Source organism: Maritimibacter sp. DP1N21-5 (genome assembly GCF_019218295.1).
Classification (GTDB): domain Bacteria; phylum Pseudomonadota; class Alphaproteobacteria; order Rhodobacterales; family Rhodobacteraceae; genus Maritimibacter.
On sequence record NZ_JAHUZF010000007.1, the window covers coordinates 61,367 to 77,759 of the forward strand.

General features: G+C 63.0%; 12 protein-coding genes. 1 reads left to right on the forward strand and 11 read right to left on the reverse strand.

Annotated elements, in window-relative coordinates; translation table 11 throughout:
- Positions 1–26: 26 nt before the first annotated feature.
- The 3 genes from KJP29_RS18285 to KJP29_RS18295 form a co-directional block, all read right to left on the reverse strand.
- On the reverse strand, positions 27–4,343 hold the full coding sequence (locus tag KJP29_RS18285; RefSeq protein ID WP_218465072.1) for a calcium-binding protein: 4,317 nt from the start codon (positions 4,341–4,343) through the stop codon (positions 27–29).
- A gap of 247 nt (positions 4,344–4,590) precedes the next feature.
- Entirely contained in the window at positions 4,591–5,469 is an 879-nt protein-coding gene (locus KJP29_RS18290) for a methylenetetrahydrofolate reductase (RefSeq protein ID WP_218465073.1), read from the reverse strand.
- A gap of 14 nt (positions 5,470–5,483) precedes the next feature.
- Complete coding sequence (locus KJP29_RS18295; protein ID WP_255553751.1) at positions 5,484–6,860, reverse strand: aminomethyl transferase family protein; 1,377 nt, start codon at positions 6,858–6,860, stop codon at positions 5,484–5,486.
- A 105-nt stretch (positions 6,861–6,965) separates the two neighbouring features.
- Between KJP29_RS18295 and KJP29_RS18300 the strand changes: the two genes are divergently transcribed.
- A complete protein-coding gene (locus KJP29_RS18300; RefSeq protein WP_218465074.1) occupies positions 6,966–8,168 on the forward strand; it encodes a LysR family transcriptional regulator in 1,203 nt (400 codons plus the stop codon).
- A gap of 5 nt (positions 8,169–8,173) precedes the next feature.
- Here the strand turns inward: KJP29_RS18300 and KJP29_RS18305 are convergent, their stop codons facing one another.
- From KJP29_RS18305 to KJP29_RS18340, 8 genes are all read right to left on the reverse strand, one after another.
- On the reverse strand, positions 8,174–8,494 hold the full coding sequence (locus KJP29_RS18305) for a YciI family protein (RefSeq protein ID WP_218465075.1): 321 nt from the start codon (positions 8,492–8,494) through the stop codon (positions 8,174–8,176).
- Positions 8,494–9,177, reverse strand: coding sequence for an alpha/beta fold hydrolase (locus KJP29_RS18310; protein ID WP_218465076.1), 684 nt, complete (start codon positions 9,175–9,177; stop codon positions 8,494–8,496). Before KJP29_RS18310 ends, KJP29_RS18305 begins: the two co-directional genes overlap by 1 nt.
- A 3-nt stretch (positions 9,178–9,180) precedes the next feature.
- The gene (locus KJP29_RS18315; RefSeq protein ID WP_218465077.1) at positions 9,181–10,485 is read right to left on the reverse strand and encodes a TRAP transporter large permease; all 1,305 of its coding nucleotides are present in this window, start codon (positions 10,483–10,485) and stop codon (positions 9,181–9,183) included.
- Positions 10,482–11,000 (reverse strand): TRAP transporter small permease, encoded by a 519-nt coding sequence (locus tag KJP29_RS18320; protein WP_218465078.1) that lies wholly within the window; start codon positions 10,998–11,000, stop codon positions 10,482–10,484. The genes KJP29_RS18315 and KJP29_RS18320 overlap by 4 nt, the downstream gene beginning before the upstream one ends.
- A 3-nt stretch (positions 11,001–11,003) precedes the next feature.
- Positions 11,004–11,984, reverse strand: a complete 981-nt coding sequence (locus tag KJP29_RS18325; RefSeq protein WP_218465079.1) for a TRAP transporter substrate-binding protein — start codon at positions 11,982–11,984, stop codon at positions 11,004–11,006.
- 222 nt (positions 11,985–12,206) lie between these two features.
- Positions 12,207–13,610 carry an aminomethyltransferase family protein gene (locus KJP29_RS18330; protein ID WP_218465080.1) on the reverse strand — a complete coding sequence of 468 codons (1,404 nt, stop codon included), beginning with the start codon at positions 13,608–13,610 and terminating at the stop codon, positions 12,207–12,209.
- Positions 13,611–13,735: 125 nt separating this feature from the next.
- A complete protein-coding gene (locus tag KJP29_RS18335) occupies positions 13,736–14,458 on the reverse strand; it encodes a GntR family transcriptional regulator (RefSeq protein WP_218465081.1) in 723 nt (240 codons plus the stop codon).
- A gap of 111 nt (positions 14,459–14,569) precedes the next feature.
- Positions 14,570–16,387, reverse strand: coding sequence for a feruloyl-CoA synthase (locus KJP29_RS18340; RefSeq protein ID WP_218465082.1), 1,818 nt, complete (start codon positions 16,385–16,387; stop codon positions 14,570–14,572).
- Positions 16,388–16,393: the final 6 nt, after the last annotated feature.

Genomic DNA, 16,393 nt, shown 5'->3' on the forward strand with positions numbered 1-16,393 from the left:
TCCCTTCTTGGCCTGCCTTGGCCCCCTTACCGCACGAAAAAGAGGTCGTGAATATCGAAGGTTTGGTCCACGAAGCCCTCGAGCAGGATCGAATCCGCCCCGAACTGGATGAGAGTGTCTTCCCCCTGAACCGAGATTCCCACCGAGCGCGAGGAGATGCTGTGCATGTAGAGCCTTTCGCCCAGTGCGAAATCGCGGATCACGTCGTTTCCATCACCCTTGTAGAAATGGAAATGGTCGGTCCCCTCTCCGCCAAGCAAGGTGTCGTCACCCCTGCCTCCGATGATGACGTCGAGTTCCGCGCCGCCGTCGATCGTGTCGGCATCGTCGCGGCCATAGATCCGGTCCTTGCCCGCGCCGCCAAACAGAAAGTCGGCGCCGCTGCCTCCGTCGATGGTGTCATTCCCGTCGTTCCCCGCGATGGAGTCTGCGCCGCTTTGCCCATAGAGCCGATCATGCCCGGTTCCACCGTAGATCGCGTCGCCCCCGTTTCCGCCGTAGATCAGGTCGTTCCCGTCTTCACCATGAAGGAAATCCATCCAGTCGCCGCCATAGAGACGATCATTGCCGGTCCCGCCATAGAGCGCGTCGCTGCCGGCCTCGCCATAGAGGATGTCGTTATGGTCGCCTCCCCAGATCTGGTCGTCGCCATCGCCGCCCCAGACGCGGTCATCCCAGCTTCCGGCATAGACGGTGTCGTTTCCCGAGCCCGCGGTGATGGTGTCCTTGCCCCATCCGCCCGAGATCAGGTCATCACCGTCACCGCCGTCGATTCTGTCATGCCCGCCTTCGCCATCGAGGGTGTCGTCTCCCGCGCCTCCGGACAGGCTGTCGTTCCCGATGCCGCCGAGAAGGGTGTCGTTTCCGTCATGTCCCGACAAGTAGTCGTTTCCGTCTCCCCCATTGAGCCTGTCATTGCCCAGGCGACCATAAAGCCGGTCGTTGCCGGTGCCACCGTCGAGACTGTCGTCACCCCCATCACCGTAGAGGTAATCGTTCCCGCTTTCCCCGAAGAGCGTGTTGGCCCCGGCCTCGCCATAGAGCCGGTCGTGGCCGCTTCCGCCGTAGAGAATGTCGTCACCGTCACCGCCGTAGAGATAATCATTGGCGCTTTCCCCTTTGAGCGTGTCGTTGCCGCTGCCGCCGTAGAGCTTGTCGTAACCGCTGCCACCGAAAAGGGTATCGTCGCCCTCGTCGCCGTAGAGGGTGTCGTTCTCGCTGTCGCCATAAATCGCGTCATCTCCGCTGCCACCGTAGATCACGTCGTTCGAGGATCCTCCGCGCAGCCTGTCGTTTCCGTCGCCGCCCCAGATCCGGTCCGATCCGCTGTCGCCATAGGCAATGTCGTTACCGGCCCCGCCCCGAAGCACGTCGTTGCCCCACTGGCCGCGCAGTTCGTCGTCGCCCTCGCCGCCGTCTAGGGTGTCGTTGTGCCGCCCCCCCCACATCCGGTCGTTTCCCGCGCCGCCGGAGAGGTAGTCGTGACCATTCTGCCCATGGAGCACGTCGTCCCCGTCATCACCCGCCAGCCGGTCATTGTGGTCACCGCCATAGAGGGTGTCGTTACCCTCCCCACCTGCAAGGTTGTCATAGCCCGATTGGCCATGGATGACATCGTTGCCGGCCCCGGCATGGACCCTGTCGTTGCCCTTGTCGGTCACGATCACGTCGTCGCCATCCTCTCCATGGATGACGTCGTTCCCGGTGCCACCATGCAGATAGTCGTTCCCGGCACCACCCCAGATCTCGTCGTCCCAGGACCCGCCATAGATCCTGTCGTCTCCGTCCCCACCTTCGAGCCTGTCCCGCCCGGAATCGCCGACGATCAAGTCGTTGCCTGCACCTCCGATGACATGGTCATGGCCGGTGCTTGCCCGCAACTCGTCGTCGCCATCACCGCCGTCGAGAAAATCGTTGCCCGACCCGCCGTCCAGATAGTCGTTGCCGATACCGCCATAGAGCCGATCGTTGCCGGAACCGCCCGAGAGTCGGTCCCAGCCCTCGTCGCCATAGATGACATCGTTACCACTTTCGCCCGAGAGCCGATCCGCCTCCGAGCCGCCGTAGATCGTGTCATTGCCGCTTCCCCCGGCGATGCGGTCCGCCCCGGCATCGCCATAGAGCAGGTCATTGCCACCGAGGGCGCGAATGTAATCGTTGCCGTCACCCCCATGCACTTCGTCGGTGTAGCGGTCTTTCTTGTCGTCGTAGAACTTGTCATTGCCCGCGCCGAGCCAGACCCGGTCGGCGCCCAGACCGCCATAGACGGTATCGGCGCCCGCTCCGGAGTGTATGACGTCGTCACCGCTTTCGCCGTAAACCCTATCCGCGCCCTCGCCGGTCTCGATCGTATCGTTTCCTCCCTGCCCGTGTATCTCGTCGCCGTCCGTCGACCCGCTCCCCGCGAGGTCACGGAAGACGTCGTTGCCATCTCCTAGCCAGACACGCTTGTAACCAGCCCCGCCATCGACGACATCGTCACCGGCGCCGGTCGAGACGACGTCCGACCCGGTGGACAGACGGATGCGTTCGGACCGCGAGGTTCCGATGATGCGGTCGTTGCCGGCGGTGTAGTATCTGTCGTAGGGCGGTTCCGGCTCCGGCTCTGGCTCGGTGCCTCCGCCTCCATCGGGATCGTCCGGATCGCCACCAGCGGTGTCGCCCGCGTCCCCGCCCGAGGCATCGCCTGTCCCGCCACCAGACTCACCCCCGGTTTCGCCCCCGGACTGATCCCCCGTACCACCCCCGGTTTCCCCGCCCGTACCACTTCCGCCTTCACCGCCTGTCTCTTCCTCAGGTTCGGACGGAGCAGGAATGGTGAAGTCAGCTAGGTCAATCGCTCGGGCGGGTCCATTGACCACAGCCGCACGGACCTGCGCGACGGACAGGGACCCGCCCGAGGCAGACTGCAGGATCAACACCTCGTCGCGAAACCGCACCTCGGCCCCGTTCGATGTCGGCGTAATCAAAAGTGATGCCGCATCGTAGAAGAAGGGCCAGGATGAAAGATCAAGCCTGTCCTGAGCCGGATCGAAATCGAGGATCCTGTCCTCGACCCTGTCAAACCGAAGGACGAAAACATCTGCACCGGACCCACCGGTCATGGTGTCGAGACCCTTTCCATCAATCAGGATGTCCCGGCCACCCCCGCCGATCAGATTGTCGTCTCCCGCGCCGCCCACAAGGATGTCGTCGAGCGCTGTGCCCGACAGGGCGCCCCCTCCGGCCGGTGCCTGAAGCTGCGCGCCCTGCGCACTCACGTCCCACGTCAGTTGCGACACCCCGGCTACATCGCCGCTCGACACGAAGAACCGCAGCTTGTTCCCGATCTCGGCCGCCGCGATCGCCACAACGTCGGCCAGAGCGGCCTGCCCGGAAGCGCCGGTCGTCCAATTGTCCGCAATCGTGGCGAGGTGCTGCAACTGCCCGCCCGGCACGAGAACGAACAGCGAGAACCCGTCGTCGGCCCCCCCGGCACCGAGATAGACCCGTCCGTCCACCTCGACCGTGGCCATCGCGGTGATCGCGCCGAACCGGGTTTCCTGCGTATCCATAATGTGGTCGGCCCGGGTCAGGCTGCCGTTTTCAGCGACATGCAGCACCGTAAGCGCACCATTGTCGCCCTGCGCCGATCCGATGATGGCATAGAATTGCCCCGCGACACTGACGATCTCCACCGCGGTCGGGTCCATGATACCGATTCCTCCCGCGAGGCTATCAGCCTGCTGAAGTCCACCGGGGCCGACGATGAAGCTCGTCACGCCGTCCTCACCAGCATCCCCGGCGATGAGAATCCGATGGCTTCCGACCGTCGCCGTGGCAACGGCTGTCACATGCGCCAAATGGTTCGTTGCAGTATCGGCATAGGTCACGACCGGTGTGATCGCGCCGTCAGTGCCCCTTACGGCGAAGCCGAGCGTGCCGTTGGTGTCGACCATGGCAAGGCCGAATCCCGTGTCGACATAGTCGAGAACCCGCCCGAACGCTGTTCCCAGACCGGCCCATGACGTGGCAGAGCCAATCTGTCCGTCGACCCCGAGGGAATAGCCGGTCAGCGCCCCGAGCGATGCGGACCCGACAAGGACCTCATAGCCCCCGCCTGGCCGATCCACGATCTCGATGTCGGACGCGGTACGCCCAACCCAGCTTTCGCCGAACACCACCGTATCGACCGCCGCAACGGAGCCGGCCGATCCCACGGTCCAGGTCGAAAGTCCGCCGTTCTGCCCGGACGAGGCGACCAGCGTGAGCGACCCGCCCCGGTCGATGATCTTGAACGCTCCAATATCGGTATCAAGGACCGGATCCCCGGTCAGGAAATGCCCCGCGATCTGAATGGCCATGACTTACCCCTGCATCGTTCCACGAGCAGGGGTAGGAAACCGCCGGGACGCCGAGGGGCATCAGAATGGGGCACATCAGGGAAGATCCCGGTCAATTGGACCGATGATCAACGCTTCGTAAACCAAGATTCTGGGGAGGTGGGGGAGGGTCAGGCGGATCCGGGAAATCCGCAAACCTGTGCTTCGCGCGTCAGCACAGCAAGTCATCGGCGACCTGAAACCGCCGATGTCCGTCTTTCACTTGCCATCAGGCCTTGGAGTGGTCCCGGATGTAGTCCGCGGACGCGTTGATGCCGCCCAGCGGGAACACGTGGATCTTGTCGATCAGGCTGTCCGGATGCTCGGATTTGTAAACCGCAAGGTCGGTGAGGACTTCGGTCGGCTCGAACGGTTTGAGGAGCTTCGTCAGATCCCGCGCGCGTTTTTGAAGGACCGTCAGGGACGGGCCCACGCCGCAGGCGATGGCGTATTTGATCAACGTCTGAAGCTTGGCCGGACCGGCAACACCCACATGGATCGGCATCGTGATCCCAAAAGCGGCCAGACGTTCGGCCCAGTCGGTCACGGGCTTGGCGGCAAAGGCGAACTGGGTCGCGATCGCCATCTTGGCGCCCGAACGGTCCTTGTAAGCCTGCTTCCAACGCAGCGCCTCGTCCACGTTCACGGTCGCGCCCTTGGCGTCGATGTCGTTGTTGCCTTCCGGGTGACCTGCGACATGCAGGCGTTTGAACCCGTCGAAGTAACCCGTCTCGATCAGTTGGATCGAGCTGTCCAGCGCACCGAGCGGCGTGGTCGGCGAACCACCCAGAAGCAGGGCCGACGAGACCCCCGCCTCGCTCACGTAACGGTCGATCCAGTCCTTAAGCTCGGCGTCGTTCTTCATGATCCGGGCCGGGAAGTGCGGCATGACCTCGAACCCGCCAGCGGCCAGACGTTTGGCGGTGTCGACCATCTCCTGGATCGGCGTGCCCTCGATATGGGCGATGTAGACCCGAGTGCCGGCAGGAAGGATGGCTGTGAAATCCTCGATCTTCGACGCGGTGCGCGGCATGACCTCGATGGACACGCCATCGAGCAGGGCCGCCATCGGCGCAGGGCTGTTCTTCATCATGGAAACCACGGACATCCTCTTTCCTCCGATTACTTCTGTTGACGATACGTCAGACGCGACGCTTCGTGAATGGGCCACGGGTGCACTTCCGCGCGAACATCGGCCTGCCGGTGCCGCTCGACCGTGGGTTTAGACGATCCGCCGTCCGGCTCACCCCACGTTACCGTCACTTCAGTGCCGATTTCCGCCACTTCGGGGTTCAGGATGGCGAGAGAGATCCATGCCTTTTCGTTGGCCGAATAGGCGGGCGCGATGGAAATACCGACCTGCTTGCCATCCTTGGTGACGAGGTCATGGGGATAGCTCGCGTAATGCGCCGCCGGGAAATCCATGTTCTTGGTCGGCAGGTCCTTGTGACCCAGTTGCCCGGCATAGATAGCCTGCACGTCGTCATGATCCCAGACCAGCGTCACCTTCTTGCGATGCGGGCCGTCGGCCATTTTTTCGAGCGCTTCACGACCGATGAAATCGTGGTCGAATTTCACCACGCGGCCATAGTCCACGTCCCAGGGTGTCAGGTAGTAGTCTTCGATGTTACCGGTCTTCATGGACCCGCCGAGGGTCGAAACCGCCTCGAACGACGTTGCCTTCAACCACTCGCGGTAGGGCTTCATCTTCTCGCCGGTGTAGATCGCGGGAAGGACCGAGGGGACCCAGCCGGATTCAGCGGCAGCGGAGGCATAGGCCCGCGAACCGACAAGACGCATGCCGAATTCCTTGCCAGCTTCGATCAGCGCGGCCTTCACCTTGTCGCCGTCATCGAAGGGACCGACGATCTCGAGCCCCTGAGCGCCGCCCATACCATGCGACAGCGTATAGGCCTTGGACCCCGCGATGGTGATCTCGCCCATGTTGAAGAACTTGGTGGTGAGCGACCCACCCTCGTTCACCTTGTTCAGCAGGTCGAGCGCCAGCGGTCCCTGCACCTCGAACCGATAGGTCAGGCGGCGGTTGTCGGGATCGTCGAGCTTGCGCTCGTCGCGGGTCACAGTGACGTCGTAGCCACCGGTCTCGGCGTTATACTGCACCCAGTTCGGGATGATCGGGCGACCAACGATGACGACCTCGTCCTCTTCGAGACCGAAGATGATCGAATCGCCGATCAGGTAGCCATCATAATTCACGCAGACGATCTGCTTGGCCTTGCCTTTGCCGAATTTGGCATATGAGTTCACCGAGACCGCTTCGAGCAGCTTCATCACGTCCGGACCTTTGACGTAAAGGTCGGTCATGTGGAAGCTCTGGTTCATCAGCGCGACGCCTTCGCGCCATGCCTTCTGTTCCTCGGCCCAGTGGGTGTATTCCGGCTCGATCGGGAACGGATAGCGGCCCATCTGGTTCTCGTAGAGCATTGCGAACGGACTGGCGTAATTCTTGAGCCGCTCTTCAAGCGTCTTGGCGCACATGACGCGTCCTCCCTCTGGGTGTCCTGGCATCCATATAGGGACTTGCAGACTGGCTTGCATATGCGCAGCTTGTATAACTCTGTTCATTCTACTTATATCTTTGCCATGCAAGAGCATCTGCCCCGTCTTTCGGCCCGCCACGTCAGGGTCATCCGCGCCTTGTCGGAGCGCCGGAGGCTGTCGGACGCCGCCGACGCGGTGGGCCTGTCACAACCCGCATTCTCCCGCGCGCTTCACGATGCGGAACAACGCCTTGACGCCGTCCTGTTCCAGCGCGGCTGGTCCGGGTCGGAACCCACCACGATGGGCGACATTCTCATCCACCGTTGCCAGCTCATCATGACCGAGGTCGAGACGGCGGAGCGGGGCGCCCTGGGCAATTCCGGGCCGCTGCGGCTGGTGAACTTTGTGCGATGGCGGCATCTCATCGCGCTTTCCGCCGTGGTCAGGCATGGCAGCGCTTCAGCGGCGGCCAAGGCGCTCGGCATCAGCCAGCCTGCGGTGAGCCAGTCGCTCCTTGCCTGTCAGGATCACGTGTCACCACAGCTCTTCACCCGCCGGCGCGCCGGACTGGAACCGACCGACGCGGCCCGTGCGCTTGCCGCGCTTTGGGACCGGATCGACGGCATGATCCGCGAGATCCCGGCCCTCATGGCCGCGACAGGCGATGCGCTGGTGGGGCGGGTATCGGTCGGGATGCTGCCGTTTTCCGGCCAATCCATGGTGCTCGACGCCTTCGGCGAGATCACCCGACGCCATCCGCTGGTGCATCTGGTGGCCGTGCCCGGGGGATACGAGACACTGGCAGAGGCGATGAAACGGGGGGAAATCGACCTCATCATCGGTGTGTTGCGTGACCCCACGCCCTATGCCGGCTTCGTGGAAGAGCATCTCTATCACGAACGCTACATGATGGTCGCGCGGGCGGATCACCCCGTTCATGAACGAGAGGTTACTGTGCGGGACCTTGCCCGTGAACAGTGGATCGTCGCGCCTCATGGCACCCCGATCCGATCGTTCTTCGACCGCGTGTTTCGTCAAGCGGGCGCGGTGCCGCCCGCCCAATCCGCCGAGATGTTCAGCTTTTCGAATGCCGAACAGATGATCGAAGCGAGCCAATCCATCGCGATGCTTTGCTACGGGCGATCCGGGCTCGCGCGGCTCAGGCCAGAGCTACGGCCCGTCGACATCAACCTTCCCGGGTCCGAAGTGTCCATCGGTGTGACGCGCATCGGTGAACCGGGACCGGCGGTGGTCGAATTTCTGCGGATACTGCGAGAGCGTATTGTGGTATCGGGCGAGGTTTAGGAAGATCAGCCCGAAACGGTCATCCGTTCGGAAATCCGCGACGCCTGGAACCCGTCCGCGAGCCGCGTGAGGTTGAGCTGCCGGACCACCCCTTCGGCATGGAAGGGGTCGCCTTCGGAAAAGGCTCGAGCATCCGCCTCCGTCTCTGCCTCCAGCACGCCCCAATGGCCGATCGCACCCCCGTCGGCATCCCAGAGCGCCGAGCCGATCAAAACCGAGCAAAGCCCCTCTCCCCCCGACTTGACCCAATCGCGATGCGTGGCGCGCAGGCGGTCGCGCTCGGCGTCCTTGTTCGGGTGATGCAGGTTTTCCATCAGAAAGAACATCAGGCGTCTCCTTTCAGAAATGACGCGACCATCGGCCCGACCACATCCGGCTGTTCCACCGGCGCGAAATGGCCCGCGTTCTCGACGATCTCCATCCGCGCATTGGGCAGGAGCGCCATGATCTCTTCATGCTGTTCCGGCGGCGACCATTGGTCCTGTCGCCCGACCACGACCAGTGTCGGACAGGCGATCCGCGGCAGATAGGCTTCCGCATCCGGCCGCGTCACGAGCGCGTGGATTTGCCGTTCGTGACGCTCGGGATTGGACCGGAGCACCATATCGGTGAGCGCCCCCATCAGCTCCGGCGTCTGGTTCGGCTCATGGACCATCGGCGGGAGCCACCGAGCGGCCAGCGCCTCCATCCCGTGTTCGTGTCCGAAAGCCACGATCTCGGCACGCTTTTCGACCTCGCCATCCTTCAAGGGTTTGAAGCCCGTGTCCATCAGGACCAGCCTCTGCACCCTATTCGGGGCGAGACGGGCCATTTCCATGGCGACCCTCGCCCCCATGGAATGCCCCGCGACCTCCAGAAGGCCCTCCGACAGCGCGAGGCAATCGGTGGCCATCTGGGTGATGCTGTCCTGCGAGCCGACATCAGCCACCGTCGCCTCGGACAGGTGATCAAGGACGGGTTCCCAGCAATAGCGGTCACAGAGCAGACCGGGGATCAGGACAATCGCCATGGATCAGTTGATCATCGTGTTGGGCAGGAACAGCGAGATCTGCGGGAAGGCCACGAGCAGCACCAGCGTGATGAACATGGCGATCCAGAACGGGATCACGCCCCGGAACATCCGGGCCAGGCTCACGTTCGGCGCGACACTTTTCACGATGAACACGTTCAGACCGACAGGGGGCGAGATCAGCCCCATCTCCAGCGTCAGCACCACGAGCACTCCGAACCAGATCGGATCGATGCCAAGTTGCATGACGACCGGGAAGAAGATCGGCATCGACAGAACCATCATCGCGAAACCTTCGAGGAAGCAGCCCAGGATGAGGTAGATCGCCAGCATGATGCAGAGCACGCCCAGGGTCGAAATGTCGGTCGCCTGAAGGAAACCGCCCAGCGCCTGCGGGATATGCGACAGCGCGAGGAAGGTCTTGATCATATAGGCCGAGATCAGGATCAGCATGACGGTCGCGGTGGTCACGACGCTGTCCTTGGACGCGCGCCAGAACTTCTCGAACGTCAGTTGCCGCATGACGATGCCGAACAGGATGATAAGACCGGCGCCGACGGCCGAGGCCTCGACCGGCGAGAAGATACCCGTATAGATCCCGCCGATGGTCAGGACGATAACCAGCAGGATCGGTGCCGCGCCGCCTGTCGAGCGCATCTTCTCCGAGAACGCCGTCTTGGGTCCCTTGGGTCCCATCTCGGGCTTCCACCAGGTGATGAGCGTGATGGTGAGAAGAAACATCGACAGGAGCAGGAGGCCTGGCAGAACGCCCGCAAGGAACAGCCGCCCGATGGATTGCTGGGTCAGCAGCGCGTAGATGACAAAGCCCGTCGAGGGCGGAATGAGGATGCCGAGCGTGCCGCCCGCGGCGACCACGCCGGTCGACAGGCGGTTGTCATACTTGAAACGCTCCATCTCGGACAGCGACACGCGACCGATGGTCAGGGCCGAGGCGACCGAGGACCCCGAGAGCGCCGCGAACCCGCCACAGGCTACGACCGTTGCCGACGCCAGACCGCCACGGATCGCGCCGATCCAGGCATAGGCGGCGTCATAGAGCTTGCGGCTCATGCCCGTTTCGGTCGCCACGTTCCCCATCAGGATGAAGAGCGGCACAACGACAAGGTCGATGCTCGCCGACAGCGAAAACGCGTCCGACGCGAGCTGGCTCATCGCCGCCGTGGGGCTGTTCAGGATCATGTTGCCGATGAAGCCGACCGCGAACATGGCAAAGGCCACGGGAATGCGCAGCCCCAAAAGGACGAAGAGGGCCAGAAGCCCCACGAGGCCGATCATTTCGTTGCTCATGAGTGCCCCTTGGACGCCTGCCCGTTGTCGCCTGTGGTGACCAGCGTGATCAGCCTGAGGAACATGCCGAGCGCCGTGATGATCGAGGCGACGATGATGAACCCTTTGAACCAGTCGAACTGCAGGTCGATGATGTTGGTCTTCTGAATGACGCCAAGCTGGAACCGCATGAGTTGCACCGAGGTCCAGGTCGTCCAGGCGATCCCCGCGAAAATGATCATCCCGATCAACGCCGAGGCGAAATCACCGGCCCAGATGAGCCAGCGCGGCATCATGCCCTCGAACAGGTCGACGTTCACATGGCCGCCGATCTTGTCGCAGAGCGCCATACCACCAAAGACGATGAGCACCATCGCCATCTGCGTCATGTCCTGCGCCCCCGTCAGCGGCGAGCCGAAGAACCGGCCTACCACGTCGACGAGGATCACGGTCACGGCGACCAGAAGGCCGATGGTGCCGAGCAGGGCAGACAGGCGGATAAGCCAGTCTGCCCCTTTGTTTACCGTTGCGAGCAAAGCTTACTGGCCCTGCATCGTGGCGAGGACTTCCGAGCCGCCCACTTCGCCCACGACTTCGTCGCGGATCGGATAGGTGAGGGCTTCGAAGGCCGCGCGCTCTTCGTCGGTGAGCGTGTAGACGGTGTTGTCGCCGGTGTTCGAGATTTCCTCGATCACCTGATCGGCACGGGCGTTCCAGCCCTCTTCCGCCGACTGGGACAGCGGACGGCCCTTGATCGCATCGAGCGCGGCTTTCTGCTCTTCCGGCAGCGCGTCATACTTCGCTTTGTTCATCACCACGTAGAACGAGATATGGCCGAGCGGCGCGTTGAGCGTGTAGCTGTTGGCCACTTCGTCCAGTTTGAAGTCGCCGATGGCCGAGGCCCCGGTGATCACGCCGTCGATGAGACCGGTCTGCAGCGAGTTGTAGATCTCGCCCGCGGGCATCTGAACCGGAGTCGCGCCCAGCGATTCCACGGCAGCGGCAGCCGCCGAACCCGACACGCGGATCTTCAGACCGGCAAGGTCTTCGGGCTTGCGGATGTCGTGGTCCTTCATGATGAACACGTTGGGTTCCGAAAGCCACAGGGCGAGCGGCACCGTGCCCGGAAATTCTCCGTCGAGCTGGCCGGCCTCATAGGCGTTCCACAGCATGTCGTAGCCGGTCATGCCCTCGGGCAGCGCGCCCGGAAGCTCGGAGATCATGGTCAGCGGGAACTGAGCCGACGTGTAGCCCTGAAGACCCCACACCATGTCAGCGACGCCCTGCACGACGCGGACGTATTGCTCGAGCGGCCCGGCACCGAGCTCGCCACCCGGATAGACCTCGATTTCGAGACCCGAGTCGGCCACGGCGGCCTGAAGCGGCTCGATGGTCGAGGCGGTCAGCGTATGTGCCGGCGGCACCCAATGAGCGAATTTCATGGGTTCAGCCATCGTGGCGCCAGCAGCGAGCGAAAGCGCGGCGGCGGCAACGGCGGAGCGTAGCATGGTCTTGATCATTCTGTTTGTCCTCCCAGAAAGTTTGATCGTTCCATTTGGCCCGGTTGGGCCGATGCGGGCAAGCTAGGATGTGCCCGGAAACGATCAAATCACATTCGCGTCCCTTGCCATAACCTGCGGCTATAGCCCGACCCGGCGACGCCCCGACGCGGGAGGGCGTAACGGGCAGAAAATGCGGCCACCTGCACAGGGCGGCCGCATTCAATTTTTCGTAAGCCGACCTTACTTCGTCCGCCAGCTGTCGGCGTAGTTGGTGCGGGCTTCGGTCGAGTAGGGCGTCGGCGACACGCGCACGCGGATCGTCGTCTGCTCATGCGGTTCGACCGAGGTCTTCTTGGAGCCGCCATCGGGTTCGCCCCAGACCATTTCGAGCACATCGCCGACTTCGACCGACTGATCCACGACGCCGAGCGACAAAAGGCAGCGCTCGTTGAAGGAATAGCCGTTGAACATCGACATGCCGACCATCTTGTCGCCCTGCATGACGCGGTCAGCGGTGGACGAGGCATAGTTCGGCTGCGGGAAGTCGATCCACTTGTAGTTCTTCTCGCCGGGCGCGAAGCACGACGAGATGACCTTCATCACGTCTTCGGCGTTCCACTCGAAGGTGACTTTCTTCCGGTTGGAGGACGCGCCCTTCATCTTGGTCAGGGCGTCCTTGCCGATGAAGTCGTCTTTCTTCCAGCCGATGTAGAAGCCGTAGCCCAGCTCGAAGGGGTTCACGTAGTAGTCTTCGATGTTGTCGGAGACGAACGAACCACCGATCGAACCCGCCGCTTCATAGGACTGTTCGGTCAGCCACTCGCGGTAGTCCTTCATCATGCCGTCGCCGGTGTAGATGCCGGGCAGCGGCGAGGGGATCCAGCCGGATTCGACGGTGTTGGTCGAATAGGCGCGCGAGCCCACGAAGTGCATCTCGACGCCGACTTTCTTCGCGGCTTCCGCGATGGTCGACTGGATGTAGGACTTGTCGGCGTAGGGGCCCCAGATTTCGAGACCCGGCGCACCGGCCATACCGTGACGCAAGGCCTGCACCTTGCGCGACCCGATGTTGATCGTGTCGACGTGGAAGAACTTGATCTCCGGAACCGGACCACCGTTGATCTCTTCAAAGATCTTGTCGGCGTCGGGACCCTGGATCTGGAAGCGATAATGCGTGCGGTAGATCGCCTTGCCGTCCGGGCGAGAGTCCGAGCGCGGATCGTAGGAGACCTTGACGTTCCACTTGCCGATCGCGGCCTGGAACATGATCCAGTTCGAGGTGGGCGCACGGCCGACGGTGACGTATTTGTTCTCGTCGAGGCGGAAGATGATGTGGTCGCCGATCACGTGGCCGGCGGGGGTCACGGGCACGAAGTGCTTCGCGCGGCCCATGTCGAAGTTGCCGAAGTCGTTGATGCCGACGTGGGCGAGGAACGCCTGCGCGTCCGGGCCTTCGACGGTGACTTCGTCCATGTGGTGGGACTGGTCGTAGACGACGACCGAGTCGCGCCATGCCATCTGCTCCGAACGCCAGTTCGTGAATTCCGGGGCGACGCCCGGATAGATGTACATGCCGATTTTGGAATTGCGCAGGTGGGTGACGATGTTCGTCTCCTGCATGATTTGCTCAAGGCTCTTCGCCATGACAACCTCCCTAAAGCCATTCGATGTATACATCTGTCGGATCACGGGGGTGGATTGCAAGGAAAAATCACTTCGTTCCCCGAAATCTTCGCCAGAATGTATGCGCCGCGGCTGTTTTTCGTCGCCTATTCCACGATGAGGGCCAGCGCCGGGTGCCCCTCTTCCGCTGATTTCGCCCGTGCCTCGAGGTTGGCCCGAGCGATTCGCGCATGTTCGCGGGCCAGAGCCTCGGCCCGAAATCCTTCCCGGGCCTCGATGGCGTCGATCATCGCATGATGTTGCGCCTGTGCGATGACCAGCGAGTTGATCATGGCGGGCGAATCCAGCCGCTTGAACACAAAGGCCGAGGGCGAGGCGAAGGGAAGCGACTTCACCCGATCCAGCTCGCGCCGGACGATCCCTGAGGGACAAAGCGCCGCCATTTCCTCATGAAACAAGGCATTCAGCTCGGCATAGGGGTCGAGCATCGCCACGTCACCGGTGGCCAGGGCGGTGTCGATCCGCGCCAGAACCTGCCGCGCATCGGTGATGGCCTTGTCGCTTGCCCCGGCTTCGGCGGCGAGCCGCAGCGCGGTGCCTTCGAGCACGCCGCGCAGCTCGATCGCGTCCACCACATCGGCTTGGGAAAATGACCGCACGACGAAGCCCCCGCCCCTGGCGCGCTCCAGCAGACCTTCTTCCGCAAGGCGGCTCATCGCCTCGCGCACCGGCGTCCGGGAAATGGCAAGCTCCTCGGCGAGCGCGACCTCGTAAAGGCGCGTTCCACCAGGCATTTCACCCTTTACGATCCGCTGGCGCAGGTCGTAAGCGGCCCTTTTCGCATGGGTGCTGCCCCGTTCTTCGCTCATGCGGTCCTCCATGTATACATAACGATGTATACATCCTGCAGGCGGGACGGCCAAGTGCAACGACGCGCGACGCCACGCTTCAGCCGTCCAGGCCCTGAGAACCGGGGCCGACTATCGGATCACGCGCGCATCGTCCGTGAAGAGCGCCTCGACCAACTCCGGACGTTCGCGCAGCACCGCGCGCTGGTTGACCGAGCCCTTGTCGGTGACCTCGCCCTTGTCCATGTCGAGCGGCTCTTCAAGGAACATCACGGCGGGAATCCGCATGGACGACCCGGTCGCATGAGCATTGTACCCCGCCAGCCGCTCGGAAATTGCCTTCCGCAGCGCGGGATGCGCGAAGAGGTCCGCGTCGCTCATGTCATGGCCGCCGGGCACGATGCGTTCCATCGCAGGGCGGAAAGGAACCAGCAGGGCACCAAGGCTGTCGTGCCCTTCGCCGGCCAGAACCACGTCCCGCGCAATCCCGCCCAGCGCGTCGGTCAGCTTGGCACGAAGCGCCCCGACGGACACCCATGTCCCGGTCCCGAGCTTGAAGTTTTCGGCGACGCGACCGTCGAAGAAGAACCCCTTGGACGGGTCACCCGGCACCGCGAACCGCAGCGCGTCGCCCAGCTTGTAGAAGCCTTCCTCGTCAAAGGCCTCTTCAGTCAGCTTGTCGTCACGCCAGTAACCCGGGGTCACGTTCGGGCCCTTCACCCGCGCCTCGAGCTTGCCTTCGTTCGGGACGAGCTTGAGCACAATGCCCTTGGCGGGCACACCGATGTTGCCGGGGTTTGCCTGCGGTTCGGTCTGAAACAGCGCGAAGGGTGCGGTTTCCGTGGCGCCGAGCCCGGTGGCGAGAAGAATCTCCTCGCCGGTCGCACGCACCGAGGCCTCTTTCAGCTCGTCCCATGTGTGCTGCCCCATGGCGGCACCGGCGTAATACATGATCTTCATCTTCTCGAAGAAGGTCTTGCCGAAGTCGGGGTCCTTTTCCATTTCGGCCATGATCATTTCGAACCCGGCGGGCACGTTCCAATACCAATTGGTCTGAACCTCGCGCAGGTTGCGGATCGTCTCGCCGATCATCGCCTTGGTGGGCCGCCCTGCATCGAGGTGCAAGGTGCCCCCGTTCCAGATCGCGAAGTTGAAGATCAGGTTGCCGGCCGCGACGTGGTTCCACGGCGCCCAGTCGAGGATGATCGGCGGCTCGTCACGCGCGAAGGCATAGCAATCGGTGACCTGCTCCATATTGGTGGCGAGCATCCCGTGGGTCTGGATCACCGCCTTTGGATTGCCGGTGGTGCCCGAGGTGAACATGAACTTGGCCACGTGATCCGGCGTGACCTGCGCATTGGCGTGGTCCACGGCGTCAGTCACCGGGGTGCGGACGACGCTGGCGAAGGTCAGCTCCCAATTTTTCGCGGCGATGACGGTGTTCTCGGGGAACACAGCGGACAGCGCTGGCAGGAATGGCTCGGCGTCATCGACATAGACCGCGCCCGGCGTGATCTGATCGCGCACGCCCTTGAGCTTGCCGTAGCCTTCGGAAATCAGGGAGTAGGCCGGGGCGATGGCGGCGCTCGCAATGCCGACATACTGGGCACTCAGCGCCATCAGCGCATGTTCGATGGAGTTTTCGGACAGAATCACCAACGGCCGATCCACGGAAAGTCCGAGATCCAGCAGGAATTGCCCGATGGAACGGACCTTTTCGCGCATCTCACCGTAGGTCACGCGATGCCACTCCGTCTCGCCGACCTCGCGCGATGCCATCCACACACGATCCGGGTCGACACTGGCCCAATGGTCGATTCGGTCGCTGATCTTTTCCGGATGCGGCGCCAGAGGGTCGTTCTGCCAGACGAGCATGCTGCCATCCTCGCGCTCGTCCCAATGCACATCGGCTTTCCACAGCGCCACAGGGCGCAGATTCGCGTTCGTCATATGATC

Coding starts and splice junctions, on each gene's coding strand:
- KJP29_RS18285 (WP_218465072.1), bottom strand. CDS start 4,343: ATGGCCATTCAGATCGCGGGGCATTTCCTGACCGGGGATCCGGTCCTT.
- KJP29_RS18290 (WP_218465073.1), bottom strand. CDS start 5,469: ATGTCCGTGGTTTCCATGATGAAGAACAGCCCTGCGCCGATGGCGGCC.
- KJP29_RS18295 (WP_255553751.1), bottom strand. CDS start 6,860: ATGTGCGCCAAGACGCTTGAAGAGCGGCTCAAGAATTACGCCAGTCCG.
- KJP29_RS18300 (WP_218465074.1), top strand. CDS start 6,966: ATGCAAGAGCATCTGCCCCGTCTTTCGGCCCGCCACGTCAGGGTCATC.
- KJP29_RS18305 (WP_218465075.1), bottom strand. CDS start 8,494: ATGTTCTTTCTGATGGAAAACCTGCATCACCCGAACAAGGACGCCGAG.
- KJP29_RS18310 (WP_218465076.1), bottom strand. CDS start 9,177: ATGGCGATTGTCCTGATCCCCGGTCTGCTCTGTGACCGCTATTGCTGG.
- KJP29_RS18315 (WP_218465077.1), bottom strand. CDS start 10,485: ATGAGCAACGAAATGATCGGCCTCGTGGGGCTTCTGGCCCTCTTCGTC.
- KJP29_RS18325 (WP_218465079.1), bottom strand. CDS start 11,984: ATGATCAAGACCATGCTACGCTCCGCCGTTGCCGCCGCCGCGCTTTCG.
- KJP29_RS18330 (WP_218465080.1), bottom strand. CDS start 13,610: ATGGCGAAGAGCCTTGAGCAAATCATGCAGGAGACGAACATCGTCACC.
- KJP29_RS18335 (WP_218465081.1), bottom strand. CDS start 14,458: ATGAGCGAAGAACGGGGCAGCACCCATGCGAAAAGGGCCGCTTACGAC.
- KJP29_RS18340 (WP_218465082.1), bottom strand. CDS start 16,387: ATGACGAACGCGAATCTGCGCCCTGTGGCGCTGTGGAAAGCCGATGTG.